Below are 26,558 nucleotides of genomic sequence, written 5' to 3' on the forward strand. Positions count from 1 at the left end.
CTAGCCTCGCTCTGCAACCTTAGTCCTTGAATTGTGGAACAACATTGGCTTTATCAATCAGTTCAATCGGCAGTAAATATTCGTGATCGTCAACGACGATTACGACATCTTCCTGCTCAACACCAATTAACTGGCCTTTGTATTTTCGGCGCCCTTCAAAGGGCATACGCAGACGCACATCAATAATGTGGCCGGCATATTGTTGGAATTGTTCGAGTGTGAATAGCGGACGATCCATCCCCGGGGACGAAACTTCCAGCGTGTAATCCTGCGCGATCGGATCTTCTACATCGAGTACGGCGCCCAGCTGTCGGCTGACTTCCGCACAATGGTCGACAAGAATGCCATCGGCATGGTCGATGAAAACACGCAACAGGGAATGACGTCCCTGGGAAATAAACTCCAGCCCCCAATAGGTAAATCCCATGGATTCCACTACCGGTGCCAACAGCTCTGCTAATTGCGTATCTTTTGCCAAAAACTACCCCCACCACAAACAAAAACTGGGCAACGTTGTGCCCAGTCCGCTACTGCTTTATGCAGACCGGAATCCACGTTTACCGCAGATTCCTGTGAGACTCACACATGGCATTGCCGGCGTGAATCGCTTCTGAAAAGCAACTACTAAAAAGCCCCTGACTCGAGGGGCTTTTTAGTAGTGCTCTCTAAAAGCACGCGCATTATAGGCGCTTTAAACAGAAAAAGCGAACCATGTTCGCTTTCCCGGAATAATTGGTGCGGATGGCGAGACTCGAACTCGCACGAGCTAGGCTCACCACCCCCTCAAGATGGCGTGTCTACCAATTCCACCACATCCGCACTAAAACTGATTTACCTTAATTGCCAGTGGTTTCCACGGCAGGTTCATCAGTGGTTGATGCATCCAGTTCGGGTGCATCTGAGGAAGGCGCGTATTCTTCCACAAGTGGGGTATCTTTCTCAAGCTTTTCAATCACTTCCTGACTAGGAATTCCCAAATCAGTGACACCCTGCGCCTTTTGCTTGGCATAAATCGCCAGACCAAGACTGGTTACGAAGAATAAAGTCGCCAGAATGGCCGTTGTACGGCTGAGGAAGTTACCTGAACCACTGCTGCCAAACACAGTCTGGGAGGCTCCACTGCCAAATGATGCGCCAGCGTCGGCACCTTTACCCTGCTGCAGCATCACAAAACCAATGATGCCAAGAGCCAGCACGATATGAACGATCAGAATAATGGATTCCATAATTTACCTTATGCCCGACAGATTCCCAGAAATTCAGTGGCGTCGAGCGATGCACCGCCGACCAGACCACCATCAATATCAGGCTGCGAAAAAAGCTCCGCAGCATTGGCAGCTTTTACACTGCCGCCATACAAAATTCGTGTTGCCTGCGCCACATCCGCGCCCAGCACCTGCAGCTGCGAACGGATAAACGCATGAATTGCCTGCGCCTGTTCCGGCGTAGCGGTTTCACCCGTACCAATGGCCCATACCGGCTCATAAGCAAGAATAATGCGTTGCCACTGGGCAGTATTCAGCTGTTCCAGTAACAATTTCAGCTGCTGAGCAACCACCGCCTCGGCCTGACCCGCCTGACGTTCCGCCAGCGTTTCACCGATACAGACAACCGCCGTTATATTGTTGTCCAGCAGTTGCCGGGTTTTAGCCAGCACGGTTTCGTCAGTTTCACCATATAAGGTGCGGCGCTCTGAATGACCGACAAGCGCCATAGCACAACCCACATCGGCCAGCATCGGCGCGGCGACTTCACCGGTAAAAGCTCCGGATTCTTCAGTGGCGCAGTTCTGCGCCCCCAAAGCGATATCGCTGCCTGACAACAGCTCTGCTGCCTGTGTCAGATAAGGAAACGGCGGAAAAACCGCAACATCACACTGGTCAATCTGAGCGGCACGGAGTTCCGACAACAGACTCTGGGTCATAGCCACAGAGGCATTCATCTTCCAGTTTCCGGCAACCAACAAACGACGCATGACGTCTCCCTAAATTCAAAGAGCGCAGATACTATCTAAGAAGCCCCGGCGAGACAAGCAACAGCGCGCCTGCCGGGCAATTCAGCAGGCTTATGCCAGCGCCTGCTCAACCACGGCCGCCAGCTCTTCGGTCAGTGTTTGCACCAGAGCAGCGTCTTCTCCTTCAACCATCACCCGCACCACCGGCTCGGTACCTGACGGACGCAATAAAACACGGCCACGACCGGCGAGCTTCTCTTCCGTCGCAACAATCGCCTGCGATATTTCCGGCAAACTCATGACATCAGCATCGCGGCTGCGCTTAACGTTGATCATTACCTGCGGCATTTTCGTCATGCGCTTCTGCCATTCATGCAGAGAGGTGCCACTGTCTTTTAATGCCTGCAGCACCTGCAACGCTGCAACAATACCATCGCCGGTGGTATTGGCATCCAGACACAGCAAATGACCGGATGATTCGCCGCCGAAGCGCCAGCCGTTTTCGTTCAAAAGCTGCATTACATAACGGTCACCGACTTTAGCACGCAGGAAATCGACACCCAGATCTTTCAGCCCGAGCTCCAGCCCGAGGTTGCTCATCAGCGTACCGACTACTCCGCCATTCAGACGGCCCTGATTTTTGGCGTGGGTGGCAATAATAAACAGCAGCTGGTCACCATCAACCAGCTCACCACGATGATCAACCATCATGACCCGGTCGCCGTCGCCATCGAAAGCTATGCCAAGATCAGCCTGCTCCTGCAGCACCCGCGCCTGTAAAGCTTCAGGTTCGGTAGAACCGACACCTTCGTTAATATTCAGACCATCCGGCTGGGCACCGATAGTGATGACCGTCGCGCCCAGTTCAGAAAACACCGCTGGCGCAATCTGGTAGGTCGCACCATGGGCGCAATCAAGTACGATTTTCAGACCGCGCAGATTCAGCGAGCTGACCGTACCTTTGCAGAATTCGATATAACGTCCGGCGGCATCGTTAATACGCACCGCTTTCCCCAGATGGGCCGAGTCAACACAACTCATCGGCTTGTCGAGCCAGGATTCAATCGCCAGCTCAGTTTCATCCGGCAGCTTTTCACCATTACCGGAAAAGAATTTAATGCCGTTATCGTAATACGGATTATGCGAGGCGCTGATCACAATACCGGCCTGAGCGCGGAATGTACGGGTGAGATAAGCAATGCCGGGCGTAGGAATCGGCCCCAATAAACCAATATCAACCCCCGCCGAAGATAAGCCAGCCTCCAGCGCAGACTCAAACATATAGCCGGAAATACGGGTATCTTTACCAATCAAAATACGGCTTTTTCCCTGCTGAGCGAAAACTTTGCCGGCCGCCCAGCCTAATTTCATAACGAATTCCGGCGTAATAGGATAGGCACCCACCCGACCACGGACACCATCGGTGCCAAAATACTTTCTAGACATGCCCTTCCCTCTGAGTGGCAATTACTACACGCAATGCTTCTGTTGTTTGTTTTACGTCGTGTACGCGGATAATTTTCGCACCTTTTAAAGCACAGATCACGGCACCGCTCACACTTCCGGAAATCCTCTCATCAGCAACGGCATTGCCACTGGCTTCACCGATCATACGCTTACGTGATAAACCGGTAAGTAATGGCAGACCGAACTCATGCAGGCGCTCAAGCCGGTTGAGCAGCCGGAAGTTGTGTTCAAAGGTTTTACCAAAGCCAAAGCCCGGGTCCAGCAGCAATTTATCCCGACCAATACCTGCAGCCTCACAAGCCGCAATACGCTCCGCCAGATATTCAGCCACCGCTTCTTCAACAGGGAGTTCATAATGCGGACTGGCCTGCATCACCTGCGGCTCACCATTCATATGCATCAGACAGACCGGCAATCCGGAGTCCACGGCAGCCGCCAGCGCTCCGAACCGGGTCAGCGAACGCACATCATTAATCAGATGTGCGCCAGCCTGAGTACTGGCACGAATAACTTCCGCGCTGCTGGTGTCGACCGAGATAGCCACATCCAGACGCTGTGCGATGGCTTCAACCACAGGCACAACCCGCTCAAGCTCCTGCGTTTCACTCACAGGAGCAGCCCCTGGACGGGTCGACTCACCACCGATATCAATCAAGGCCGCACCTTCATTCAACATCTGCTCGGCATGGCGCAGCGCACTGTCCAGAGCCGTAAAACGGCCGCCGTCGGAAAATGAGTCAGGTGTGACATTAAGAATCCCCATCACCCGGGGAACAGAAAGATCAAGCTGGCGATTACCGCAAACAAATTTCACGCAGAGATCCTGTAGACAAATGGAAATACGAACAGAAACAAAAAGGCGGCTTGCGCCGCCTTTTTGTTATGCGTAAGCCAAGCGAATCAGTTGCGCTCGCCGGCCGGATCGCCCACCGCATCATCATCGGCATCGCGCGCCATATCATGGCTTTCTTCTGCAGGAGCAGCCGGACCCGAACCATTATCATTCCATGACTTGGGCGGACGTGGTTTTTTACCGGCCATGATATCGTCGATCTGATCCGCATCAATGGTTTCATATTCCATTAATGCATCTTTCATCAGCTCAAGCTTATCGCGGTTTTCTTCCAGAATATTAGCGGCACGCTGATAACAGCGATCCAGCAATTCCTTCACTTCTGCATCGATAATACGTGCTGTTTCGTCCGACAGATGAGACATCTGACCACCACCGGAAGAACCGAGATAGCCATTCTGCTCCTCTTCGGTATACAGCTGCGCACCCAGTTTTTCCGACAAGCCCCACTTGGTGACATAGTTGCGGGCGTACTTGGTAGCTCGCTCAATGTCGTTGGAAGCACCGGTCGTTACACCATCTTTGCCCAGAGTCATCTCTTCAGCGATACGACCACCGTAGAGTGAACAGATATTGCTTTCGATACCACGCTTACTGATGGAATGGCGATCTTCTTCCGGCAGGAACATGGTGACACCCAAAGCACGGCCACGCGGAATAATCGACACCTTATAAACCGGGTCGTGCTCCGGTACCAGACGACCGACAATGGCATGACCTGCTTCGTGATAAGCCGTGTTGGTCTTTTCTTTTTCCGACATCACCATGGTCTTACGCTCGGCGCCCATCAGGATTTTATCCTTGGCTTTCTCGAACTCTTCCATGGTGACCAGATTACGGTTTGAACGGGCCGCAAACAGCGCCGCCTCATTCACCAGGTTGGCCAGATCAGCACCGGAAAATCCCGGTGTGCCACGGGCAATAATGGAGGCATTCACATCATCTGCTACCGGAACCTTGCGCATATGCACATTCAGAATCTGCTCACGACCACGGATATCCGGCAAGCCAACCACAACCTGACGGTCAAAACGACCTGGACGCAGTAACGCCGGGTCAAGAACATCCGGACGGTTGGTTGCTGCAATAACAATGATGCCATCGTTAACTTCAAAGCCGTCCATCTCTACCAGCAACTGGTTCAGGGTCTGTTCGCGCTCATCATTACCACCGCCGATGCCCACACCACGGGAACGGCCAACCGCATCAATCTCGTCAATAAAGATGATACAAGGCGCCTGTTTCTTCGCCTGATCAAACATGTCACGTACACGTGATGCACCAACACCGACGAACATCTCAACGAAATCCGAACCGGAAATGGAGAAGAAAGGCACACGCGCTTCACCGGCAATGGCTTTTGCCAGCAGGGTTTTACCGGTACCCGGCTGACCAACCATCAGTACGCCACGTGGAATTTTACCGCCCAGACGCTGGTATTTGCCCGGATCACGCAGGAACTCAACCAGTTCTTTTACGTCTTCTTTGGCCTCATCACAGCCGGCAACGTCTTCAAACGTGGTTTTAATCTGATCTTCGCTGAGCAGCTTGGCTTTGCTTTTACCAAACGCCATCGGACCGCCTTTGCCGCCACCGCCGCCCTGCATCTGGCGCATAAACAGCATAAACACGGCGATAATGATCAGAATTGGCAATGACGCCAGCAACAACTGCGTGAAGAAGCCCTGCTTCTCAGGTTTTTCACCCAACACCTGAACGTGGTTATTCAGCAGGGTATCCATCAGCTTGTCATCATAGACAGGCAGGATAGTCTCAAAAGCTTCACCACTGCTGTTAATACCGGAGATGGTCTGACCTGAGATAGTGACTTTTTCCACCTGCCCGCTTTCCACGGCAGTAATGAACTCTGAGTAGGAATATTCCTTACCCCGACCCACATTCTGGAAATTGTTGAACACCATCATAAGAACGGCTGCAATCACCGCCCATAATATGAAATTCTTCGCCATACCCGGCACCACCTCATTGGCTGCGGAGTCGGGCCATATCCCGACTTCCCTTCTTTTAACTGTCTAGCTTAGCAAGCAATGGCTAAGCGCGGAAACCTTTCCCAACGACGTAAACCTCGCGCGAGCGCGGACGCGACGCTTTGGGCTTACGAATCAAAACTTTTGTAAAGGATTGTCTTACGTCCTTTACGTACTCATCAAAACCATCACCCTGGAACACTTTGGCGACAAACTGACCATTAGGACGCAACACCTGCCGCGCCATATCCAGCGCCAGCTCTACCAAGTACATGGAACCGGGCTGATCAATGGAGGCTACTCCACTCATATTGGGGGCCATATCGGAGATTACAAGGTCAACCGGACGACCATCGACAATTGCCATCAATTCGTTAAAAACGGCTTCTTCGGTGAAGTCACCCTGAATAAACTCGACGTCGGCAATCGGATCCATCGGCAGAATATCGGAGGCAATGACAACGCCTTTGCCATTCAGCTTGCGCCCGACCACCTGTGACCAGCCACCCGGGGCCGATCCCAGATCAATAATGGTCATACCGGGCTTTATGAGCTGGTCTTTTTCATCAAGTTCAATCAGTTTGTAACTGGCACGCGTGCGGTAACCATCCTGTTGTGCTTTCTGCACATAAATGTCATCAACATGCTCTTTCAGCCAATCGGCACTGGTTTTTGAACGCGCCATGCAGGTACTTGCTCCAAGGTCAGGTATACTAGGGTCTGTTTAACTCGTGGAAACAAGCCCAAGGGTCTACGCCGTATAAAACGGTAAGTTTACCACCGAACCACTTTACTACCGAACTACAGAGCTTCCGAACCTATATGGCATTATCAAACGAACAGAAAAAGGCCTATCGTGCCATCGGCCACACACTGAATCCGATTGTCACCGTTGCCGCCAATGGCCTGACTGAAGGCGTCATTGACGAGCTGAACCGCGCCCTGAACGATCACGAACTGATCAAAATCAAAGTATCGGTCGGTGACCGTGATGTTAAAAAAGAAGTTCTGGCTGAAATCCTGCGCATCACCGGTGCAGAAATGCCGCAACAGATTGGCAACACCGCGTTATTGCTGCGTCGCAACCCAAAAGCGAATCCCAAGCTGTCCAACCTGAAACGCTGATTGCTTTATCGTTCCGCCGGTGAGCGATCCCGGCGGACGACAGACAGCGGCGCGATCAGCAACCAGATCAGACCCAGCACGGATATGGAATGCACCAGCATCATCTGTAGCTTCCACCATGGCATAAATGCGAAATACACCAGTGACAGAAACGTCATAATCGATATCAACTGCACGGGCAACTGACGCCAGCTAAGCGCGTGAAACAGCAAACCCAGCAGCAGAATAAGTCCACCACAGACTACGCCAAGCCCTACCATCACGTGCATCACATCCATACCATGCTGTGGAAAAAAGCCGCGATGCTCCAGCAAAGGGCGCACAACATAAGCACAGCTCCAGAGCCCGCCCAGCCAGAATGTGCGGAATAAAATCAGATACTGCCGAACCATAACGCTGACTCCGTGCGGATAAAGCAGAAAGAAGCACGCCTGGCCTGATTGTCTGTCTCAAGTCAGTATTAACAAGCTTACACCAAAGGGGAGTTGGAAGAGCGGACTGTTCCGGTGATAATAGTGAAAAAAGTAAGGTTTCAATGCTCATGTCCGATATCGTAATCTCCGGCTCCGGCCTGTTCATCCCGCCTTTTACCATCACCAACGATGAACTGGTAGAAGCCTACAATACCTATGCAAACCGCTTTAACGAAGAACATGCGGACGCCATTGCCAGCGGCGAGACTGAAGCCCTGCCATTATCCAGCAGCGAATTTATTGAGAAGGCTTCCGGCATCAAGGCACGCTACGCCATGTACAAAGACGGCATCGTCAATCCGGACATCATGCATCCTGTATTTCCGATGACACAGGAAGGCGCTACTCCGGAAATGGTTACTATGGGCGTTGCCGCAGCACGCGAAGCCATGGAGCAGGCCGGCAAGACCGCTGACGATATCGACATGATCATTGTATCCAGCACTTTCCGTCAGCGCGATTATCCGGGTATGTCGGTTGAGATTCAGCGCGAACTGGGCGTCAAAGGCTTTGCTTACGACATGGGCATTGCCTGCTCATCCGCAACCTTCGGTCTGATCAATGCCTACACTGCACTGAAAGCCGGCACAGCAAAATGTGTGTTATTTATAAACCCGGAATTCACCACCCCGGGACTTGATTTCCGCGATCGCGACAGCCATTTTATTTTTGGTGATGTTGCTACCGCAGCGATTCTGGAACCTGAAGAAACAGCCACATCCAAGCACGCTTTCCGCATTCTGAGCACCAGGCAGTTCACCCAGTACTCAGACAATATCCGTTGTGATGCATCCTATGCTGACCATTGTTTTGAAAATGTGCCGGACAACCGTTACGCCTTCAAACAACAGGGACGTAAAGTATTCAAAGAGCTGCTGCCACTGGTGACAAACTTTATTGAAAGCGAACTGGCAGACAATAAAGTAGAAGCCTCTGCGCTGAAACGTATGTGGCTGCACCAGGCGAATATCAACATGAATTTATTCGCCGTTAAAAAGCTCCTTGGCCGTCTGCCCGAAGGCGATGAAGCACCAGTGGTACTGGACGAATTTGCCAACACAGCGTCATCCGGTTCGGTGATTGCTTTCCACCGCTATAAAGATGATTTTAAGACTGGCGACAAAGGCCTGATCTGTTCTTTTGGCGCAGGATATTCCATCGGCAGCCTGCTGGTCGAAAAACTCTGATCAGAAACCGGTTTCCCGGCGCAACCTGCGCCGGAAATACTGGCCATTAATTCCTTTTATTCAAAAAACCTTCATTGGCTATCATGCTGTAAATATGTCAGTGTACCGGCATACTTATAACGACCCTAAAGACCAGAAGAGGAAACTGCATGACTCACCCAAACTCCTTTAACCGTGAACAACTGCTGGCCTGCGGCCACGGTGAATTGTTTGGTGAAGGCAATGCACGGCTGCCACTGCCTAACATGCTGATGATGGATCGCATCGTGCACATCAGCAGTGAAGGTGGCGCTTACGGCAAAGGCGAAATTATTGCCGAACTGGATATTGATCCATCACTGTGGTTTTTTGACTGCCACTTTGAAAGCGACCCGGTAATGCCTGGCTGTCTGGGTCTGGATGCCATGTGGCAGCTGGTTGGTTTCTTCCTTGGCTGGCGCGGCAATCCTGGCCGTGGCCGCGCACTGGGCTGTGGCGAAGTTAAATTCCGTGGCCAGGTTTTACCAACCGCGAAAAAAGTGACTTACCGTATCGACATTAAGCGCGTGATGGAACAGAAACTGGTGATGGGTATTGCTGACGCTTCTATGGAAGTGGATGGCCGTGAGATTTACACCGCCAAAGATCTGCGTGTTGGTTTATTTACCTCCACCGAAAACTTCTGACCACTGAGCTTTCTCCAAAGCATCCGCAATCAGACTCTGTCATTGTTGACAGAGTCTGAGCTCAGCAACACTCCCCCATTTTTTCCGCACCGATTTCCGCTAAACTGGCAGTATCATTCAGTGAGGAATCCCTGTGGGACAGATCATACAAACCGAGATGACCGTTCTGGTTACTCCGGACATGGCCAACTTCTCCGGCAATATGCACGGTGGCGAGTTACTCAAACTGCTGGATAAGGTTGCCTACACCTGCGCCATGCGCTACAGCGGTCATTACGCCGTCACCCTGTCCGTCGATAATGTGCTGTTTAAAGAGCCCATATTAATCGGCGAATTAATTACCTGCCTGGCGACTATTAACTATACCGGCCGAACGTCGATGGAAATCGGCATCAAGGTCGTTGCCGAAGATATTAAACAGCGCACCGTACGTCATACTCATACCTGTTTTTTCACCATGGTCGCCATGGGCGACGACAACAAGCCGACTCCGGTACCTGAACTTGAATTAAAAAACGAAGTTCAGATCCGCCGCTGGAACAAAGCCCTGAAACGCCGCGAAGCGCAGAAGAAACTGCAGGCAATGATGCGTGCGATTGAGAGGGATGATGGCTCAGATGATTTCGATGATTTACCGCTGATTCCCTGCCCCTGAGCAGTTACTGATCAGACATAAAAAAACCGCGCATTGCGCGGTTTTTTTATGGACTGAAAAGCAGAAATCAGGCGTGTCTTACTTCGTCAATTTCATACTCTACAGTACCACTGGGAATCTGAACGGTAACCACATCCCCTTCTTCTTTACCGATCAGCGCACGCGCAATCGGTGAAGAAATGGAAATACGGTTCGCTTTAATATCCGCCTCGTCTTCACCAACAATGCGGTATTCCACTTCAGCATCGGTATCCACATTAATGATGCGCACCGTGGTACCGAACAAAACCTTTCCGGTATGCGGAATGGTTTTAATATCGATAACCTGAGCATTAGACAGCTTACCTTCGATATCCTGAATACGGCCTTCAATAAAGCCCTGCTGCTCACGGGCAGCATGATATTCAGCGTTTTCTTTCAGGTCGCCGTGCTCGCGCGCCTCTGCAATCGCCGCAATAACGCGCGGACGATCAACTGTTTTCAGACGCTGAAGCTCTTCACGCAGTGAGGCTTCGCCTTCAACAGTCATTGGATACTTTTGCATATATTCTGACTCCCTAATTGAATGCGACCATTAAATGGTCGCATGCAGTTCCTGCAGACGACGAACTTCTTTCAGACCTTCTGAACGCAGCGCTTCAACCACCGCTTCAGCACCGGCCAGAGTCGTTGTGTAATACACTTTGTGCTGCAGCGCGCTGCGACGGATGTCGGCAGAATCTGCAATGGCCTGCGGGCCATCGGTGGTATTCACAATCAGAGAAATCTCGTCATTTTTAATCATATCCACAATATGTGGACGACCTTCGGTCACCTTGCTCACGCGCTCAACGGCCACACCAGCAGCCTGCAGCACTTTGCAGGTACCTTCGGTAGAGACCAGTTTAAAGCCGCGCTCAATCAGACCTTCAGCAACGGCAACCACACCGGCTTTATCGGCATCACGTACCGATACAAAAGCCACACCGCTGTCCGGCAGTTTGGCACCGGCACCCAGCTGTGCCTTAAAGAAGGCTTCGCCGAAGGTTTTACCGGCACCCATGACTTCACCGGTAGATTTCATTTCCGGTCCAAGAATCGGGTCAACACCCTGGAATTTATTGAACGGGAATACCGCTTCTTTTACTGAGAAATACGGTGGAATAATTTCCTTGGTAAAGCCCAGCTCAGACAGCTTCTTGCCGGTCATAACTTTGGCCGCAACCGCCGCCAGAGAGGTGCCAATACACTTGGACACAAACGGCACGGTACGGGAAGCACGCGGGTTAACTTCGATCACGTAGATCTCGCCATCCTGCCATGCCAGCTGAGTATTCATCAGACCAACCACACCCAGCTCCAGCGCCATCGCGGCAACCTGCTTGCGCATTTCATCCTGCACATCAGCCGGCAGGCTGTATGGCGGCAGAGAACAGGCGGAGTCACCGGAGTGAATACCGGCCTGTTCGATGTGCTGCATGATACCGCCAATCACAACCTGCTCACCGTCACAGATAGCGTCGATATCAACTTCTACTGCACGATCCAGGAAGTAATCCAGCAGTACCGGAGAATCGTTGGATACTTTTACCGCTTCAGTCATGTAACGACGCAGCGAGGCTTCGTTGTTGACGATTTCCATCGCCCGGCCACCCAGAACATAGGATGGGCGAACCACCAGCGGGTAACCGATTTCTGCAGCTTTAATTACCGCTTCTTCAGCCGAAGTAACAGTAGCGTTAACCGGCTGCTTCAGACCCAGACGCTGAATCATCTGCTGGAAGCGCTCACGGTCTTCGGCACGGTCGATCGCTTCCGGAGAAGTACCGATGATCGGCACACCCGCAGCTTCCAGCTCGTCGGCCAGTTTCAGCGGCGTCTGACCACCGTACTGTACGATTACGCCTTTTGGCTTTTCACGATCGACGATTTCCAGTACGTCTTCCAGAGTCACAGGCTCAAAGTACAGACGGTCGGAGGTGTCGTAGTCGGTAGAAACGGTTTCCGGGTTACAGTTAACCATGATGGCTTCGTAACCTTCTTCTTTTGCTGCCAGTGCGGCGTGCACACAGCAGTAATCGAATTCGATACCCTGACCAATACGGTTCGGGCCACCACCGAGAACGATGATTTTCTCGCGATCAGACGGATTCGCTTCACACTCTTCTTCGTACGTGGAGTACATATAAGCCGTGTCGGTGGCGAATTCAGCCGCACAGGTATCCACACGCTTGTACACCGGACGGATGCCCAGCTTCTGGCGCTGCTTGCGGAAGGTTTTTTCGGTCACGCCCAGCAGTGCTGACAGGCGCGCATCGGAGAAACCTTTACGCTTCAGACGGAAGATGCGGTCGGCATCCATTGACGTCAGGCTGCTCTGCGCAACATTGCTTTCTTCTTTGATCAGATCTTCGATCTGCACCAGGAACCACGGATCGATACCGGAGTGCTGGTAAATTTCGTCAACGCTCATACCGGCACGGAAGGCATCACCCACGTACCAGATACGGTCGGCACCAGGTACACGCAGTTCAGAGATAATTTTGTCTTTGCTGCCGGCATCGTTCAGATCCACTTTCGGATCAAAACCGGTAGAACCGACTTCCAGACCGCGCAGTGCTTTCTGCAGAGATTCCTGCTGAGTACGGCCAATCGCCATTACCTCGCCCACAGATTTCATCTGCGTGGTCAGACGACCATCGGCTTGTGGGAATTTCTCGAAGGTGAAACGTGGAATTTTGGTAACCACGTAGTCGATCGACGGCTCAAACGATGCCGGCGTGCGACCACCGGTAATATCGTTCTGCAGTTCATCCAGGGTGTAACCCACAGCCAGCTTGGCCGCCACTTTAGCAATCGGGAAACCGGTTGCTTTGGAAGCCAGCGCCGAGGAACGGGATACACGCGGGTTCATCTCGATCACGACCATACGGCCGGTTTTCGGATCCATACCGAACTGCACGTTAGAACCACCGGTTTCCACACCGATTTCACGCAGCACCGCCAAAGAGGCGTCACGCATGATCTGATATTCTTTATCGGTCAGGGTCTGTGCCGGAGCAACGGTGATGGAGTCACCGGTGTGCACACCCATAGCGTCGAAGTTTTCGATGGAACAGATGATGATGCAGTTGTCGTTTTTATCACGCACAACTTCCATCTCATATTCTTTCCAGCCGATCAGGGATTCGTCGATCAAAAGCTCGTTGGTTGGCGACAGGTCCAGACCACGGGTACAGATTTCTTCGAATTCTTCTTTGTTGTAAGCAATACCGCCACCGGTGCCGCCCATGGTGAAGGACGGACGGATGATGCACGGGAAGCCCAGAGTTTTCTGGACTTCGCGGGCTTCTTCCATGCTGTGCGCAATACCGGCGCGCGGACACTCGAGGCCGATTTTTTTCATCGCCTTATCAAAGCGGTTACGGTCTTCGGCTTTGTCGATGGTGTCGGCATTGGCACCGATCATTTCCACGCCGAATTTTTCCAGTACACCAGCCGCTTCCAGACCCAGCGCACAGTTCAGTGCAGTCTGGCCACCCATGGTTGGCAGCAGTGCATCCGGACGCTCTTTCTCGATGATTTTGGCAACCGCTTCAACGGTAATCGGTTCGATATAGGTTGCATCCGCCATCGACGGATCGGTCATGATGGTCGCCGGGTTAGAGTTCACCAGAATTACACGGTAGCCCTCTTCACGCAGAGCCTTACAGGCCTGAGCGCCGGAGTAGTCAAATTCACAGGCCTGGCCGATAACGATAGGGCCGGCGCCAATGATCAAAATACTTTTTATGTCAGTACGTTTTGGCATAACTCAGTCTGTCCTGTTATTGGGCGGCCTTGGCAGCAACAATCAAATCAATAAAGTGGTCGAACAACGGCGCGACATCGCGCGGGCCAGGACTGGCTTCCGGGTGACCCTGGAAACTGAAGGCAGGCTTATCAGTGCGGGCGATACCCTGCAGCGTGCCATCGAACAGCGACTTATGGGTCGCCTTCAGGTTGGCTGGCAGCGTGCTCTCTTCTACCGCAAAACCATGGTTCTGTGAGGTAATCATCACCTTGCCGGATTCAAGATCCTGCACCGGGTGGTTACCACCGTGGTGACCATGACCCATCTTCATGGTTTTGGCACCGGAGGCCAGAGCCAGCAGCTGGTGACCCAGACAGATACCGAACACCGGGATATTGGTTTCCAGAATCTCCTGAATCGCTTTGATGGCGTAATCACAAGGCTCCGGATCGCCAGGGCCGTTGGACAGGAAAACACCGTCCGGATTCATCGCCAGCACTTCAGCAGCCGGAGTCTGTGCCGGAACAACCGTCAGCTCACAACCACGCTCAGCCAGCAGACGCAGGATATTGCGCTTAACGCCGAAGTCGTACGCCACGACTTTGAATTTTGGTTCGCTCAGCTCGCCATAACCCTTGCCCAGCGTCCAGTCAGTCTGAGTCCAGCGGTAAGCTTCTTTAACAGTCACTTCTTTCGCCAGATCCATACCTTTCAGGCCCGGGAAAGCTTTGGCTTCGGCCAGTGCCTTCGCCACATTCTCTTCAGAATGCGCATCTGCAGCCGCCAGAATGGCGCCATTAAGGGAGCCTTTTTCACGCAGAATACGGGTCAGGCGGCGGGTATCGATATCGGCAATGCCCAGCACATTGCGCTCTTTCAGGTAAACATCCAGTGCCTGTTCACTGCGGAAGTTGGATGCGATCAGCGGCAGGTCGCGGATCACCAGACCTTTGGCATAAATGCCATTGGATTCTTCATCTTCGCTGTTGGTACCGTAGTTACCAATATGTGGATAGGTCAGAGTGACGATCTGGTTGGCGTAGGAAGGGTCGGTCAGAATCTCCTGATAACCGGTCATGGAGGTGTTGAAAACAACTTCTCCCACTGACAGGCCTTCGGCACCGATGCTGGTACCTTTGAAGATACTGCCGTCCTCAAGAGCTAGAATGGCTGGCGTAGACAAGGCTAAATCCCCGAACAAAGAATAAACTTGCAGACTACCGCACCGGGCCGGAGGAGGTCTGAACCAGAATCTGCAGTCGTAAAAAAGCGGAATGGCGACAAATCGACTCCATCCCGCTTATGACTCGCTATGGACTGATAGCGGATTCCGGTGACAAAAAACGATCACCGCAGTGCGTGTATAAACTAACCCTAAATGATACTGAAAACAGGGTCTTGTGTCCATTAAAGGTGGTCGATTGTGCACTAACAGTGCATTGACAGATCACCCCCTGTCTTCACACGACAGCTGCACTGCTTTCCGGCTGATATCTGGGTGGCCATATCCGGCAAAACGCCACTCACTGAAGCGGAAAAATAAATGACAAGCCTCACACCAAATCATCAGTTACACAAAGTTACATTATGTAACATACAAATATACACTTAATATTACTTCACTCAGAATCAAATGAATCATTTCATTGTTATCTATTGAGAGGGAAAACTACTGTCTGACTCATTAACAGTTAAAGATATTTTTAAATAATTAAATATCTGACTGATAAGTCAAGAAACTAAGGACACTACAATTAAAACCATAATGAAGAGGTCTGCCCCATGCCTGTAGCCGTAGATGGTCGTCGTCGCCTGCAACCGGAAGAGCGCAAACGCTTACTGTTAACTAATGCCGTTCAGGTATTCGCACGTCGCGGAATCGGTCGTGGCGGTCATACAGAAATCGCGGAAATCGGTGGAGTATCCGTAGCAACAGTATTTAATTACTTTAAAACCCGCGAAGCTCTGGTTGAAGCTGTTCTGGAAGAAGTAGAAAACTTTCTGCTGAATCTGGCTGAGTCCGTTTACGCAGAAGAGGACAATCCTCTGGAAGCCATCCGTTCGCATGTAAAGGCATTTATGAACGCCTGCGAAGAAAATCCGGATTACATTAAGGTCTGGCTGGAATGGAGCGCTTCGGTACGTGATGAAATCTGGCCACAGTATCTGGAATTCCAGAATAAATTACTGGAGCTGATTGCCAAGCAAATCGACAAAGGCATCAAGAAAGGCATTCTGGAACAGGGTCTGGCGCCGAAAGAACGTGCCCGCTGGGCGCTTGGTAATGCTCAGATGCTGGTATCCATGGTGTTTGATCCGAACGGCAAACCGCGCGGCATGGAAAAAATGGTCGAACGCGGTTTCGATCATATGCTGGGCGTTAAAGCCTGAAGCCTGCCCCGCAGCCACAAAAAAGCCGCTCAGTGAGCGGCTTTTTTGTACTCAGGAAAATATCAGAACCCCAATACATCCTGCATATCGTACAGACCATTTGGCTGAGTGCTCACCCACTTAGCGGCACGTACTGCGCCTTTGGCAAAGGTCATACGGCTTTGTGCTTTGTGCGTTACTTCCACACGCTCACCTTCGGTGGCAAACATCACGGTATGATCACCGACCACATCGCCGCCACGGATGGTTTCAAAACCAATCTGTTTTTGCGGACGGGCGCCGGTGTAACCTTCACGGCCATACACAGCAACTTCTTTTAAATCCCAGCCGAGGGTTTCTGCGACGACTTCGCCCATACGCAAGGCGGTACCGGATGGCGCATCGACTTTGTGACGGTGATGCATTTCCACCACTTCGATATCACTGTCTTCACCCATAACGGAGGCAGCCATACGCAGCAGGTTCAGACACAGATTCACACCGACCGAATAATTCGGCGCGAACACAATGCCCATATCAGCGGCTGCAACTTTCATCTCAGCTTTCTGTTCGTCACTCAGGCCGGTGGTACCAATCACAATACTTTTACCGGCCTTACGGCACAGTTCAATATTGGCCATGGTAGCCGCTGGTGCGGTAAAGTCGATCAGCACATCAAACTGATCCAGCACAGCTTCAACAGAGGTTGCCGCAACAACATTCAGCGTAACGCCCAAACCAGCAATGGCACCGGCATCAACGCCCGCCAGCGGATCATCGGCCAGAACAATGGCTGCTCCCAGTTCTGCGTCGTCAGCATTACGGACTGCTTCGATCAGCACCCGCCCCATACGTCCGGCAGCACCGGTAATTGCAATGCGTGTCATGTAAAAATACCCAGACAGAATTTCAGAATGGCGCTAAGGATATAGCGATTCGGCAGGAGATGCGAGGCGCAGCCCTAAGGCTGCGCCTGCAGGGTTTAAAGCCGCTCAGATTTCTTCAAAGAACTTCTTCACGCCTTCAAACCAGCTTTTCTTCTGTGGCGAGTGTTTCTCACCGGTCAGAGAAGCCTGGAACTTCATCAGCAGATCTTTCTGCTCAGCGTTAAGGCTGACCGGAGTTTCGACCTGCACACGGCAGAGCAAATCACCCGCCGGGCCACCGCGAACCGGCAACACACCTTTACCGCGCAGACGGAACTGCTTGCCGCTCTGGGTCTCTGCCGGAATTTTCAGTTTTACCCGGCCATCCAGCGTTGGCACTTCCAGTTCAGCACCCAGCGCCGCATCGACGATACTGATCGGTACTTCGCAATACAGGTTACGGCCATCTCGATGGAACAGCTTATGCTCCAGTACACTGACCTGCACATACAGATCACCGGCCGGACCACCCATGGCTCCCGCTTCACCTTCACCGGATAAACGGATACGGTCGCCGGTATCCACGCCTGCAGGAATTTTTACCGACAGTGTCTTGGTTTCTTCTTTTACGCCACGGCCATGACAGCTGGTGCAGGGATCATCGATCTGCGTACCCTGACCACGACAGCTCGGACAGGTCTGCTGCACCGAGAAGAAGCCCTGTTGCATACGCACCTGACCGGCACCATGACAGGTATTACAGGTTTTTGGTTTGGTGCCTGGCTTGGCGCCACTGCCGTCACAGGTGGTACAGGCGGTCAGGGTTGGAATGCGGATCTTCTTCTCTACACCACGCACCGCTTCTTCCAGTGTCAGCTCCATGGTGTAACGCAGGTCGGAACCACGCTGTGGACCACCACGCGGGCCACGGCCACCACCGCCAAAAATATCGCCAAATACATCACCGAAAATATCGCTGAAGTTAGCACCGCCACCGCCAAAGCCGCCGCCGGCCTGACCATCCACCCCGGCATGACCGTACTGGTCATAGGCACGGCGCTTCTGTTCATCGCCCAGCACTTCGTAAGCTTCGGTTGCTTCTTTGAATTTGGCATCCGCATCTTTATCGTCCGGATTACGGTCCGGGTGATATTTCATCGCCAGCTTACGGTAAGCTTTTTTCAGTGTTGGTCCATCGACGTCCTTACTGACGCCCAGAACCTCGTAATAATCTCGCTTAGACATACTTCACCTGTTTTTTTGTCTGCCGCCACAAGCTGATTAACGCTGGCGACAGGAACAAACCCAGCACGCGCACAGGCGTTTCTGAGGTGTGATAACAAAGCAAAACGCGACAGCTTCCGAAAGAAAACTGCCGCGTCCGCTTAACGACTGATGCAGCCGTTAATTACTTGTCTTTAACTTCTTCGAACTCGGCGTCAACAACGTCATCGTCCTGATTGCCGGACTGAGCTTCTGCACCACCCTGCTGGGCCTGAGCCTGCTCGGCATACAGACGCTGAGCCAGAGAGCTGGACGCTTCAGTCAGAGCCTGAGTCTTGGCTTCGATTTCTTCTTTATCGGTGCCTTTGATCACAGCTTCCAGATCGGCAATGGCTTTTTCGATGGCGGTTTTCTCGTCATCGGTTACCTTGTCTTTCGCGTCTTCCAGAGTCTTCTTGGTTGCGTGAATCAGACCATCGGCGGTGTTGCGCACCTGCACCAGCTCTTCGAACTGGCGGTCAGCATCGGCATTCGCTTCTGCATCAGCAACCATTTTTTCGATCTCTTCATCGCTCAGACCAGAAGAAGCCTTAATGACGATCGACTGCTCTTTACCGGTAGCCTTGTCTTTCGCGCTCACGTTCAGAATACCGTTGGCATCGATATCGAAGGTTACTTCGATCTGTGGCATACCGCGTGGTGCCGGCGGAATATCGGCCAGGTCAAAACGACCCAGTGATTTATTCTGCGCAGCCTGCTTACGCTCGCCCTGAACCACGTGAATGGTTACCGCAGTCTGGTTGTCATCCGCCGTTGAGAACACCTGAGATTTCTTGGTCGGAATCGTGGTGTTTTTCTCAATAACCGCCGTTGCAACGCCACCCATGGTTTCAATACCCAGAGTCAGCGGCGTTACGTCGAGCAGCAGAACGTCTTTTACATCACCGGACAGAACGGCGCCCTGAATCGCAGCACCAACAGCCACCGCTTCATCCGGGTTCACATCTTTACGTGGTTCTTTACCGAAGAAGTCAGCAACGCTCTTCTGTACCAGTGGCATACGGGTCTGACCGCCCACCAGAATTACTTCGTCAATTTCACCAGAGCTCAGGCCGGCATCTTTCAGTGCGATACGGCAAGGCTCCAGCGAGCGGGTTACCAGCTCTTCAACCAGAGACTCCAGCTTGGCACGGGTCACTTTCACGTTTAAGTGCTTAGGACCAGTCGCATCGGCCGTGATGTACGGCAGGTTGACGTCAGTCTGCTGAGAAGAAGACAGCTCAACCTTGGCTTTTTCTGCAGCTTCTTTCAGACGCTGCAGAGCCAGTGGATCGTTGTGCAGATCGATGCCGCTTTCTTTCTTGAATTCAGCCGCTAAATATTCGATCAGACGCAGGTCAAAGTCTTCACCACCAAGGAACGTGTCACCGTTGGTTGCCAATACTTCGAACTGTTTTTCACCGTCAACGTCAGCCACTTCGATAATGGAAATATCGAAGGTACCACCACCCAGGTCATAGACTGCGATGGTACGGTCACCGCCTTCTTTATCCATACCATAAGCCAGAGCCGCTGCGGTTGGCTCGTTGATGATACGCTTAACTTCCAGACCAGCGATTTTACCGGCGTCTTTGGTTGCCTGACGCTGGGAATCGTTAAAGTAAGCCGGTACGGTAATAACCGCTTCGGTTACTTTCTCGCCCAGATAATCTTCTGCGGTTTTCTTCATTTTCTTCAGAATTTCAGCAGAGATTTGTGGTGGCGCGTATTTTTCGCCTTTTACTTCTACCCAGGCATCACCGTTATCCGCTTCCATGATTTTGTAAGGAACCATGGAGATATCTTTCTGTACTACGTCGTCTTTGAAACGACGACCGATCAGACGTTTAACCGCAAACAGGGTGTTGTTCGGGTTGGTGACGGCCTGACGCTTGGCTGACTGGCCAACCAGCACTTCGTCGTCAGCATAAGCAACGACGGAAGGAGTGGTGCGATCGCCTTCAGCGTTTTCAATCACTTTGGTTTTGTCGCCATCCAGGATTGCCACACAGGAGTTGGTGGTGCCCAGGTCGATACCGATAATCTTACCCATTTTTCAATTCTCCATTCATGGCAGCTTACGCTGCGTGAACTATTAACCGTTGTATTTGTGTTGCTTTCTATATAAGTCCGGGAAACAGGCTTTCAAGGCCCCCGGTAACAATAAAATCAGGCGCTTTCGTCGATTTGTGGTGCGCCTTTACTCACCACCACCATTGCCGGACGCAACAGACGTCCCTGCAGGGTGTAACCTTTCTGCATCACTGCAATAACGGTATTCGGTGCGGCATCCGGATTCTCAACCATGGCCATTGCCTGATGGAATTCCGGATTAAACGCAGAGCCAACCGGATCTACACTTTCCACCTTGAATTTTTCCAGACCGGCAACCAGGCCGCTCAGGGTCATTTCCACGCCTTCGCGGATCGCTTTTGTTGCTTCATCATCGGCAACAGCCGCAGCCAGCGCGCGTTCCAGATTATCGACGGTCGCCAGCATTTCGTTGGCAAACTTCTCAACGCCAAACTTATGGGCTTTTTCCACATCCAGCTCAGCACGACGGCGTACGTTCTGCATCTCTGCCTGAACACGCAATACCTGTTCTTTCAGCTCAGCCACTTCCTGCAGTGCGCTGGCAAGCTGATCATCAGCAGATTCTGTGGCAGTGGCATCCGCCGCATCCACCGGAGTTTCAGCCTCCAGTTGCTCCTGGAGTTCTTCTTGAACCTTCTGCTCTTCCGACATCTATCTTTCCTCGGTCACTGTTTTCGAAACTGTCGGCTATATGGGGGACGAACGGATGAGATTCAAGGGCCAGCCTGCAACATTCTCTTGACAGAATCGAATACTGTATATAAAAACACTGTATATCCATTCAGATACGGAGCATCGCCATGCTGGCTCATCTGTCCATTCATCAGTTTGCGTTAGTCGATCAGCTGGAACTTGAACTGCAACCCGGCATGTCGGTAATTACCGGCGAAACCGGTGCCGGTAAATCGATTCTGCTCGATGCGCTCGGGCTTACCCTTGGCGAGCGCGCCGATGCCGGCTGCGTGCGCAACAACGCCGAAAAAGCCGAAGTGTCCGCCTCGTTCACTCTGAACGAACAGGCACGGCTATGGTTGCAACAGCGGGATATTCCCGCCGATGATGACTGGGTGATTCTGCGCCGTATTATTTCCGCCGAAGGCCGTTCACGCGGCTACATCAATGGTCGTCCCGCATCCGCCAACGACCTGAAAGACATCGGCCAGTATCTGATCGAAATTCACTCCCAGCATGCCCATCAGCGCCTGCTGCAGAAAGACACCCCGCGCCAGCTGCTGGATGCTTTTGGCGGACTGCAGCTGCAGGCAACCGAGGTAGCACTGGTCTGGTCAGAATGGCAGCAACACGCCAAACGCCTTGCCATGCTGCAGGAAGAAAGTGCCGAAATAACGGCCCAGCGCCAGCTGCTGACCTATCAGGTTGAAGAACTGCGCCAGCTGGCACCGGGAGAGACCGAGCTGGACGAGCTGGAAGCCGAACATAAACGTCTGGCCAATGCCGAAAACATGCTGCTTAACGGCCAGTATGCAATGGCCGCCTGTTATGGCGATGACAACGGCGAGCTGGCCGCAACCCAGCTGACCTATCAGGCCATTACCCGCCTCGATAATATCGACGACCAGCATCCGCTGCTGAACGAAGCCCGTGATTTGCTGCAACAGGCACAAATCCAGCTGGAAGAAGCCGGTCGTTCGCTGCAGCACTACCTTGAGCTGGTCGATATTAATCCGCACCGGCTGCAACAGGTTGAGAGCCGCCTCAGCGACCTGTACAGCATGGCGCGCAAGCATCAGATTCAGCCACAACAACTGCACTCATACTGGCAGGAGCAGGAAGAAGCGCTCGCCGGCCTGAATCTCAGCGACGAAGATCTGGCTGAACTTGAACAGCAGGTGCAGGAGCTGCAGGCGGAATACAGCACACTGGCACAACAGCTCAGCAGTGCCCGTCAGGCCGCAGCAGCACGGATGGACAGCGAAGTGGAAGCTCACTTCGAAGCACTGGCTCTGGGTCGCGCCCGCTTTATCACTCAGGTTGAAAGCGGCAGCGCCGAAAGTGGCAACAAACACGGTATCGACCAGATCGGCTTTTTTGTACAGACTAACCCGGGCATGCCCGGCGGCCCATTGGCCAAAGTCGCTTCTGGCGGTGAACTGGCCCGTATCAGTCTGGCCATTCAGGTAGTAACCGCTGCTGTCAGCGAAACACCTTGTCTGATTTTTGATGAGGTCGATGTCGGTATCGGTGGCGGTACCGCTGAACGTGTTGGCCGCCTGCTACGGACTTTGGGCAAAGACAGCCAGGTGCTCTGCGTTACCCACCAGCCGCAGGTCGCAGCCCAGGCACATCAGCATTATCAGGTAAGCAAAATCAGTGGTGACAGCGCCACCCACACCCAGCTGCGTGAACTGAGTGAGAAACAGCGCTCAGAGGAAATTGCGCGGATGCTGGGCGGCGTCGATATCACCAAACAAACCCTGGCCCATGCACAGGAAATGCTGGCTCTGGTCCGATAAGCCGCAGCCGTCAGGCGGACATAAAAAAAGCAGCCAATGGCTGCTTTTTTTATGTCTGTCGCGCAGGATTACTTTTTCTTGCGTACGTACAGCACCAGACTGTGTTCAACCAGCTCAAAGCCATGTTCTTCGGCAATTTCATGCTGCAGGCGTTCAATCTGGGCGTTGGTAAATTCGATCACTGTGCCGTCATCAACGTTAACCATATGATCATGGTGCTCGCCACGCGCCAGTTCAAACACAGAATGACCACCATCAAAGTTATGGCGGGTCACCAGACCAGCACTTTCAAACTGAGTCAGTACCCGATACACAGTCGCCAGACCAACATCCTCACCGGCTTCAATCAGAGATTTATAAACATCTTCCGCACTCATATGTGCATCGATATTGGTTTCCAGAATGCTCAGGATTTTCACCCGCGGCAAAGTGACTTTAAGGCCTGCTTTACGCAACTCCACGTTCTGATCGGACATTGCTTTCCTCGAATATTTCACAGCAACTTGAATTATCGGGTATTATCGCGGGTCTAAGTCACAACGCAACACCATGCAACTACAACGCACTCAGAGACAACACCAATTATTATGCGAATCCCAATTCTGACCCTTTTACTCGGTTTTGCAACCCTTTCCGGCTGTGTCTTCCCTGGCGTCTACAAACTGAACGTGCAGCAGGGCAATATTGTAACTGCCGATATGCTGGAACAGCTGAAGCCCGGTATGAACGCACGCCAGGTAGCATATGTCATGGGCAACCCGGTGGTTCGCAATCCTTTTGAACAACAACGCTGGGATTATCTGTACACCCTTGAACAGCGTGACAAGGTCATCAAAAACTACACCATCAGTGTCTACTTTGATGCTCAGGGCAACTACACCCACTACACAGGTACATTGCCGGAGCAGGCTTTCAAAGAAGAAGACCAGCTGAAAACCCTGCCAACCGAGGAAAAATCGGTTAACACTGTGCCAACCGACATCTGAGATGCAATCTGTTGAGCATAAAAAAGCCAGGCAATGCCTGGCTTTTTTATGTTTGCATTAATATCCGCAGACGTCTTACTTCTGCGCTTTTGCCGCCCGGTTAGCGCGGGCCTGCTTGGGGTCAATCAGCAGCGGGCGATAAATTTCTATACGATCACCATCCCGCACGACATCCGTTTCCGGTGCACGCGATGCTTTGCCAAAAATACCGAATTTTGCCTCTGCTAATACCAACTCCGGAAACTCGGCTTCGATACCTGACTGCCGAACAGCCTCCAGCATGCTGGTACCTTCTTCAACCTCAACACTGAGAATTTTCTGTTTATGTGGCAATGCATACGCCACTTCAACACGGATCATGTCAGCCATAAATTTCTTTTGCTCGTTTAACAAAGGCATCCACCATCATATTGGCGACCTGTTTAAAAACCGCCCCCAAAGCAACACCGGCCAGTTTATTGCCGACATCAAAATCCATATCCAAAGATACCTTGCAGGCCTCATCGGACAGCGGATGAAAACGCCAGACACCATGAAAGTGCGTAAACGGGCCATCCACCAGCCGCATTTCCATACGTTCCGGACGCTGCAGTGTATTGCGGGTACTGAAGCTCTGATTAACACCGGCTTTGGCAATGGTCAGCCGGGCTTCGATAAAATCGTCACCCTCAGCCAATACTTCTGTCGCCTGGCAGCCCTGCAGAAACTCAGGGTAACGGCGCACATCGTTTACCAGATCAAACATCTGCTCTGCGGTATGCATCACCAACGCACTGCGCGTAATACTGGTCATTTACACTCGCTCTCCGCCGTCTCAGGAAAGACCTTCAACAAAGATGATAAAAATCGCAGCCGGTGAAACATAGCGCACCATAAACCGCCAGATATTAAACAGCAGCGGACTTTTAACCCGCGCTTCGGCAGCCACCGACTCACGCGACATAAACCAGCCGACGAAGATGGCGATAAAGACGCCACCCAGCGGCATCATGACGTTGGCCGTGATAAAGTCGAGCAGATCAAAGAAGGTCTTACCTTTCACGCTGCGCTCAGTTCCTTCCGCCAGTGGCTCTTCACTCAGTGCGGTGGTGTTGGCATACAGATGGAAGACAGACTCACTGCTCTGTGTTTCTTCACCGGTAGTCGCGTCAGTCACAGTCGTGGCGATGGTTTCGGTTACAAAGAATTGCTCATCACCCCAGTCATTGAATGACAGCACCGAACCAATCCCCAGCAACCAGGCCAGGAAACAGACACCAAAGGTTGCCTTCGCCCGGCTGAAGCCATTTTCCACCGCCCAGGCCACCGCCGGCTCGGCAATCGAGATGGCCGAACTCCAGGCCGCAATCACCACTAGAACAAAGAAAGCCGTACCAATTAAGGTTCCACCCGGCAGAGCACCGAAAGCGATAGGCAGTGTCTGGAATATCAGACCTGGGCCAGATGCCGGCTCCAGTCCATGCGAAAACACGATAGGGAAAATAATCAGGCCGGCAACCAGTGCCACCAGAGTGTCCAGAAAGGCAACCGCCAGAATGGTCTTACCCAGTGACGCCTGAGACGGCATATAAGCGCCGTATGCCATAATCGCGCCCATACCCAAGCTCAGGGTAAAGAACGCGTGACCCAAAGCAACAACCACGCTATGGGTGGTCAGTTTGCTGAAATCAAAGATAAAGAGGAAATCCCAGCCCTGAACAAAACCCGGCGTCGTGATGCTGTAGCCCAGCAACAGAATCAGCATCAGGAACAGCATCGGCATGAGCAGGCGGACACTGTCTTCCAGTCCGTGCTTAACGCCACGGGCAATAACAAAGCCGGTCATCAGCATAAATAAGGTGTGCAGCCCAAGCAGCATCCATGGGTCACCCAGCAACGCGCCAAAGGAGGCCTGAGCCAATTCCCCCGTTGCTCCGGCAAATTCACCTGATGCCATTTTGCCGACATAGGCCAGCGTCCAGCCGGCAATCACGCTGTAAAACGACAGAATAAAGAAGCCAGATACCGCCCCCATCCAGCCGATACCGGAAAACAGCCGCGGAGCATTATTCTCGCGCGCCATCGCCTGCATGGTATGAATCGGACTCATCCGGCCTTTGCGGCCCAGCAGTACCTCAGCCATCATCACCGGCACACCAGCGACCAGAATGCACACCAGGTACATCAGAACAAAAGCGCCACCGCCGTTTTCACCTGTAATATATGGAAACTTCCAGATATTCCCCAACCCGACAGCCGATCCGGTGGCGGCCAGAATAAATGTCCAGCGGCTACCCCAGATACCGTGCACTCCGCGTTTGTCTGCGCTCATCGTTCTTTTTACCCAATCTTCAGTTCGGCGTATTGTCCGGGATTTGCCCCCTCGC

At 52.3% G+C, this 26,558-nt stretch carries 26 protein-coding genes and 1 tRNA gene; 7 read left to right on the forward strand and 20 right to left on the reverse strand.

All coding sequences use genetic code 11. The features are described 5' to 3' along the window. Positions 1 to 19: 19 nt before the first annotated feature. The 8 genes from rimP to rlmE all read right to left on the reverse strand — a co-directional run bounded on the left by rimP (position 20) and on the right by rlmE (position 6,947). Positions 20 to 427, reverse strand: coding sequence for a ribosome maturation factor RimP (rimP, locus tag HUF19_RS13620; RefSeq protein ID WP_260999512.1), 408 nt, complete (start codon positions 425 to 427; stop codon positions 20 to 22). Between the two features lie 306 nt (positions 428 to 733). Continuing rightward, positions 734 to 819: transfer RNA gene (locus HUF19_RS13625), tRNA-Leu, on the reverse strand. Between the two features lie 17 nt (positions 820 to 836). Then, on the reverse strand, positions 837 to 1,226 hold the full coding sequence (secG, locus tag HUF19_RS13630) for a preprotein translocase subunit SecG (protein WP_260997127.1): 390 nt from the start codon (positions 1,224 to 1,226) through the stop codon (positions 837 to 839). Between the two features lie 8 nt (positions 1,227 to 1,234). Next, on the reverse strand, positions 1,235 to 1,975 hold the full coding sequence (gene tpiA / locus HUF19_RS13635) for a triose-phosphate isomerase (protein ID WP_260997128.1): 741 nt from the start codon (positions 1,973 to 1,975) through the stop codon (positions 1,235 to 1,237). Between the two features lie 90 nt (positions 1,976 to 2,065). Then, entirely contained in the window at positions 2,066 to 3,400 is a 1,335-nt protein-coding gene (gene glmM, locus HUF19_RS13640) for a phosphoglucosamine mutase (protein WP_260997129.1), read from the reverse strand. Beyond that, on the reverse strand, positions 3,393 to 4,235 hold the full coding sequence (gene folP, locus HUF19_RS13645; RefSeq protein WP_260997130.1) for a dihydropteroate synthase: 843 nt from the start codon (positions 4,233 to 4,235) through the stop codon (positions 3,393 to 3,395). Before folP ends, glmM begins: the two co-directional genes overlap by 8 nt. An 86-nt stretch (positions 4,236 to 4,321) precedes the next feature. Then, the gene (gene ftsH, locus HUF19_RS13650; protein ID WP_260997131.1) at positions 4,322 to 6,244 is read right to left on the reverse strand and encodes an ATP-dependent zinc metalloprotease FtsH; all 1,923 of its coding nucleotides are present in this window, start codon (positions 6,242 to 6,244) and stop codon (positions 4,322 to 4,324) included. Between the two features lie 82 nt (positions 6,245 to 6,326). Next, on the reverse strand, positions 6,327 to 6,947 hold the full coding sequence (gene rlmE, locus HUF19_RS13655) for a 23S rRNA (uridine(2552)-2'-O)-methyltransferase RlmE (protein ID WP_145466112.1): 621 nt from the start codon (positions 6,945 to 6,947) through the stop codon (positions 6,327 to 6,329). 137 nt (positions 6,948 to 7,084) lie between these two features. Here rlmE and HUF19_RS13660 point away from each other — a divergent pair, with 137 nt between their 5' ends. Then, the gene (locus tag HUF19_RS13660; protein ID WP_145466115.1) at positions 7,085 to 7,387 is read left to right on the forward strand and encodes a YhbY family RNA-binding protein; all 303 of its coding nucleotides are present in this window, start codon (positions 7,085 to 7,087) and stop codon (positions 7,385 to 7,387) included. Between the two features lie 5 nt (positions 7,388 to 7,392). On the opposite strand, the gene HUF19_RS13665 is transcribed toward HUF19_RS13660, so the two are convergent. Beyond that, a complete protein-coding gene (locus HUF19_RS13665) occupies positions 7,393 to 7,779 on the reverse strand; it encodes a hypothetical protein (protein WP_260997132.1) in 387 nt (128 codons plus the stop codon). A 149-nt stretch (positions 7,780 to 7,928) separates the two neighbouring features. Between HUF19_RS13665 and HUF19_RS13670 the strand changes: the two genes are divergently transcribed. The 3 genes from HUF19_RS13670 to HUF19_RS13680 all read left to right on the forward strand — a co-directional run bounded on the left by HUF19_RS13670 (position 7,929) and on the right by HUF19_RS13680 (position 10,367). Further along, positions 7,929 to 9,047 (forward strand): beta-ketoacyl-ACP synthase III, encoded by a 1,119-nt coding sequence (locus tag HUF19_RS13670; RefSeq protein ID WP_260997133.1) that lies wholly within the window; start codon positions 7,929 to 7,931, stop codon positions 9,045 to 9,047. 149 nt (positions 9,048 to 9,196) lie between these two features. Continuing rightward, positions 9,197 to 9,712: a 3-hydroxyacyl-[acyl-carrier-protein] dehydratase FabA gene (gene fabA, locus HUF19_RS13675; RefSeq protein WP_260997134.1), complete on the forward strand. Its 516-nt coding sequence runs from the start codon at positions 9,197 to 9,199 to the stop codon at positions 9,710 to 9,712. Between the two features lie 133 nt (positions 9,713 to 9,845). Then, the gene (locus tag HUF19_RS13680; protein WP_260997135.1) at positions 9,846 to 10,367 is read left to right on the forward strand and encodes an acyl-CoA thioesterase; all 522 of its coding nucleotides are present in this window, start codon (positions 9,846 to 9,848) and stop codon (positions 10,365 to 10,367) included. Positions 10,368 to 10,434: 67 nt separating this feature from the next. On the opposite strand, the gene greA is transcribed toward HUF19_RS13680, so the two are convergent. From greA to carA, 3 genes are read right to left on the reverse strand one after another with little or no spacing between them, the layout of a single operon-like run. After that, positions 10,435 to 10,911, reverse strand: coding sequence for a transcription elongation factor GreA (greA, locus tag HUF19_RS13685; protein WP_260997136.1), 477 nt, complete (start codon positions 10,909 to 10,911; stop codon positions 10,435 to 10,437). Positions 10,912 to 10,941: 30 nt separating this feature from the next. Then, complete coding sequence (gene carB / locus HUF19_RS13690; RefSeq protein WP_260997137.1) at positions 10,942 to 14,157, reverse strand: carbamoyl-phosphate synthase large subunit; 3,216 nt, start codon at positions 14,155 to 14,157, stop codon at positions 10,942 to 10,944. A 16-nt stretch (positions 14,158 to 14,173) separates the two neighbouring features. Continuing rightward, the gene (gene carA / locus HUF19_RS13695; protein WP_260997138.1) at positions 14,174 to 15,322 is read right to left on the reverse strand and encodes a glutamine-hydrolyzing carbamoyl-phosphate synthase small subunit; all 1,149 of its coding nucleotides are present in this window, start codon (positions 15,320 to 15,322) and stop codon (positions 14,174 to 14,176) included. 599 nt (positions 15,323 to 15,921) lie between these two features. Here carA and HUF19_RS13700 point away from each other — a divergent pair. Then, complete coding sequence (locus HUF19_RS13700) at positions 15,922 to 16,530, forward strand: TetR/AcrR family transcriptional regulator (protein ID WP_260997139.1); 609 nt, start codon at positions 15,922 to 15,924, stop codon at positions 16,528 to 16,530. A 62-nt stretch (positions 16,531 to 16,592) separates the two neighbouring features. Here the strand turns inward: HUF19_RS13700 and dapB are convergent, their stop codons facing one another. The 4 genes from dapB to grpE form a co-directional block, all read right to left on the reverse strand. Further along, positions 16,593 to 17,396, reverse strand: a complete 804-nt coding sequence (dapB, locus tag HUF19_RS13705; protein ID WP_260997140.1) for a 4-hydroxy-tetrahydrodipicolinate reductase — start codon at positions 17,394 to 17,396, stop codon at positions 16,593 to 16,595. A gap of 105 nt (positions 17,397 to 17,501) precedes the next feature. Then, a complete protein-coding gene (dnaJ, locus tag HUF19_RS13710) occupies positions 17,502 to 18,620 on the reverse strand; it encodes a molecular chaperone DnaJ (RefSeq protein ID WP_225693271.1) in 1,119 nt (372 codons plus the stop codon). A gap of 163 nt (positions 18,621 to 18,783) precedes the next feature. Then, complete coding sequence (gene dnaK, locus HUF19_RS13715; RefSeq protein WP_260997141.1) at positions 18,784 to 20,691, reverse strand: molecular chaperone DnaK; 1,908 nt, start codon at positions 20,689 to 20,691, stop codon at positions 18,784 to 18,786. A gap of 116 nt (positions 20,692 to 20,807) precedes the next feature. Then, positions 20,808 to 21,383: a nucleotide exchange factor GrpE gene (grpE, locus tag HUF19_RS13720; RefSeq protein ID WP_260997142.1), complete on the reverse strand. Its 576-nt coding sequence runs from the start codon at positions 21,381 to 21,383 to the stop codon at positions 20,808 to 20,810. Positions 21,384 to 21,532: 149 nt separating this feature from the next. Here grpE and recN point away from each other — a divergent pair, with 149 nt between their 5' ends. Then, positions 21,533 to 23,206, forward strand: coding sequence for a DNA repair protein RecN (recN, locus tag HUF19_RS13725; protein ID WP_260997143.1), 1,674 nt, complete (start codon positions 21,533 to 21,535; stop codon positions 23,204 to 23,206). A gap of 68 nt (positions 23,207 to 23,274) precedes the next feature. Here recN and fur read toward each other — a convergent pair whose 3' ends face one another. Next, the gene (fur, locus tag HUF19_RS13730) at positions 23,275 to 23,682 is read right to left on the reverse strand and encodes a ferric iron uptake transcriptional regulator (RefSeq protein ID WP_260997144.1); all 408 of its coding nucleotides are present in this window, start codon (positions 23,680 to 23,682) and stop codon (positions 23,275 to 23,277) included. 111 nt (positions 23,683 to 23,793) lie between these two features. Between fur and HUF19_RS13735 the strand changes: the two genes are divergently transcribed. Continuing rightward, positions 23,794 to 24,192 (forward strand): outer membrane protein assembly factor BamE, encoded by a 399-nt coding sequence (locus tag HUF19_RS13735; RefSeq protein ID WP_260997145.1) that lies wholly within the window; start codon positions 23,794 to 23,796, stop codon positions 24,190 to 24,192. 75 nt (positions 24,193 to 24,267) lie between these two features. Here HUF19_RS13735 and HUF19_RS13740 read toward each other — a convergent pair whose 3' ends face one another. Genes HUF19_RS13740 through HUF19_RS13750 form a run of 3 tightly spaced genes read right to left on the reverse strand, consistent with a single transcriptional unit; the run spans position 24,268 to position 26,503 of the window. Continuing rightward, on the reverse strand, positions 24,268 to 24,561 hold the full coding sequence (locus HUF19_RS13740) for an RnfH family protein (protein WP_260997146.1): 294 nt from the start codon (positions 24,559 to 24,561) through the stop codon (positions 24,268 to 24,270). Further along, on the reverse strand, positions 24,554 to 24,985 hold the full coding sequence (locus HUF19_RS13745) for a type II toxin-antitoxin system RatA family toxin (protein WP_260997147.1): 432 nt from the start codon (positions 24,983 to 24,985) through the stop codon (positions 24,554 to 24,556). The genes HUF19_RS13740 and HUF19_RS13745 overlap by 8 nt, the downstream gene beginning before the upstream one ends. A gap of 21 nt (positions 24,986 to 25,006) precedes the next feature. Beyond that, positions 25,007 to 26,503, reverse strand: coding sequence for a sodium-dependent transporter (locus HUF19_RS13750; protein WP_260997148.1), 1,497 nt, complete (start codon positions 26,501 to 26,503; stop codon positions 25,007 to 25,009). Positions 26,504 to 26,558 lie beyond the last annotated feature (55 nt).

It is taken from the genome of Thalassolituus hydrocarboniclasticus, from assembly GCF_025345565.1.
GTDB lineage: Bacteria > Pseudomonadota > Gammaproteobacteria > Pseudomonadales > Oceanobacteraceae > Venatoribacter > Venatoribacter hydrocarboniclasticus.

Excerpts from the sequence above, each read along its gene's own strand:
- rimP (WP_260999512.1), bottom strand. The coding sequence starts at position 427 with ATGGGATTTACCTATTGGGGGCTGGAGTTTATTTCCCAGGGACGTCAT.
- secG (WP_260997127.1), bottom strand. The coding sequence starts at position 1,226 with ATGGAATCCATTATTCTGATCGTTCATATCGTGCTGGCTCTTGGCATC.
- tpiA (WP_260997128.1), bottom strand. The coding sequence starts at position 1,975 with ATGCGTCGTTTGTTGGTTGCCGGAAACTGGAAGATGAATGCCTCTGTG.
- glmM (WP_260997129.1), bottom strand. The coding sequence starts at position 3,400 with ATGTCTAGAAAGTATTTTGGCACCGATGGTGTCCGTGGTCGGGTGGGT.
- ftsH (WP_260997131.1), bottom strand. The coding sequence starts at position 6,244 with ATGGCGAAGAATTTCATATTATGGGCGGTGATTGCAGCCGTTCTTATG.
- rlmE (WP_145466112.1), bottom strand. The coding sequence starts at position 6,947 with ATGGCGCGTTCAAAAACCAGTGCCGATTGGCTGAAAGAGCATGTTGAT.
- HUF19_RS13660 (WP_145466115.1), top strand. The coding sequence starts at position 7,085 with ATGGCATTATCAAACGAACAGAAAAAGGCCTATCGTGCCATCGGCCAC.
- HUF19_RS13665 (WP_260997132.1), bottom strand. The coding sequence starts at position 7,779 with ATGGTTCGGCAGTATCTGATTTTATTCCGCACATTCTGGCTGGGCGGG.
- HUF19_RS13670 (WP_260997133.1), top strand. The coding sequence starts at position 7,929 with ATGTCCGATATCGTAATCTCCGGCTCCGGCCTGTTCATCCCGCCTTTT.
- fabA (WP_260997134.1), top strand. The coding sequence starts at position 9,197 with ATGACTCACCCAAACTCCTTTAACCGTGAACAACTGCTGGCCTGCGGC.
- greA (WP_260997136.1), bottom strand. The coding sequence starts at position 10,911 with ATGCAAAAGTATCCAATGACTGTTGAAGGCGAAGCCTCACTGCGTGAA.
- carB (WP_260997137.1), bottom strand. The coding sequence starts at position 14,157 with ATGCCAAAACGTACTGACATAAAAAGTATTTTGATCATTGGCGCCGGC.
- HUF19_RS13700 (WP_260997139.1), top strand. The coding sequence starts at position 15,922 with ATGCCTGTAGCCGTAGATGGTCGTCGTCGCCTGCAACCGGAAGAGCGC.
- dapB (WP_260997140.1), bottom strand. The coding sequence starts at position 17,396 with ATGACACGCATTGCAATTACCGGTGCTGCCGGACGTATGGGGCGGGTG.
- dnaJ (WP_225693271.1), bottom strand. The coding sequence starts at position 18,620 with ATGTCTAAGCGAGATTATTACGAGGTTCTGGGCGTCAGTAAGGACGTC.
- dnaK (WP_260997141.1), bottom strand. The coding sequence starts at position 20,691 with ATGGGTAAGATTATCGGTATCGACCTGGGCACCACCAACTCCTGTGTG.
- grpE (WP_260997142.1), bottom strand. The coding sequence starts at position 21,383 with ATGTCGGAAGAGCAGAAGGTTCAAGAAGAACTCCAGGAGCAACTGGAG.
- recN (WP_260997143.1), top strand. The coding sequence starts at position 21,533 with ATGCTGGCTCATCTGTCCATTCATCAGTTTGCGTTAGTCGATCAGCTG.
- fur (WP_260997144.1), bottom strand. The coding sequence starts at position 23,682 with ATGTCCGATCAGAACGTGGAGTTGCGTAAAGCAGGCCTTAAAGTCACT.
- HUF19_RS13735 (WP_260997145.1), top strand. The coding sequence starts at position 23,794 with ATGCGAATCCCAATTCTGACCCTTTTACTCGGTTTTGCAACCCTTTCC.
- HUF19_RS13740 (WP_260997146.1), bottom strand. The coding sequence starts at position 24,561 with ATGGCTGACATGATCCGTGTTGAAGTGGCGTATGCATTGCCACATAAA.
- HUF19_RS13745 (WP_260997147.1), bottom strand. The coding sequence starts at position 24,985 with ATGACCAGTATTACGCGCAGTGCGTTGGTGATGCATACCGCAGAGCAG.
- HUF19_RS13750 (WP_260997148.1), bottom strand. The coding sequence starts at position 26,503 with ATGAGCGCAGACAAACGCGGAGTGCACGGTATCTGGGGTAGCCGCTGG.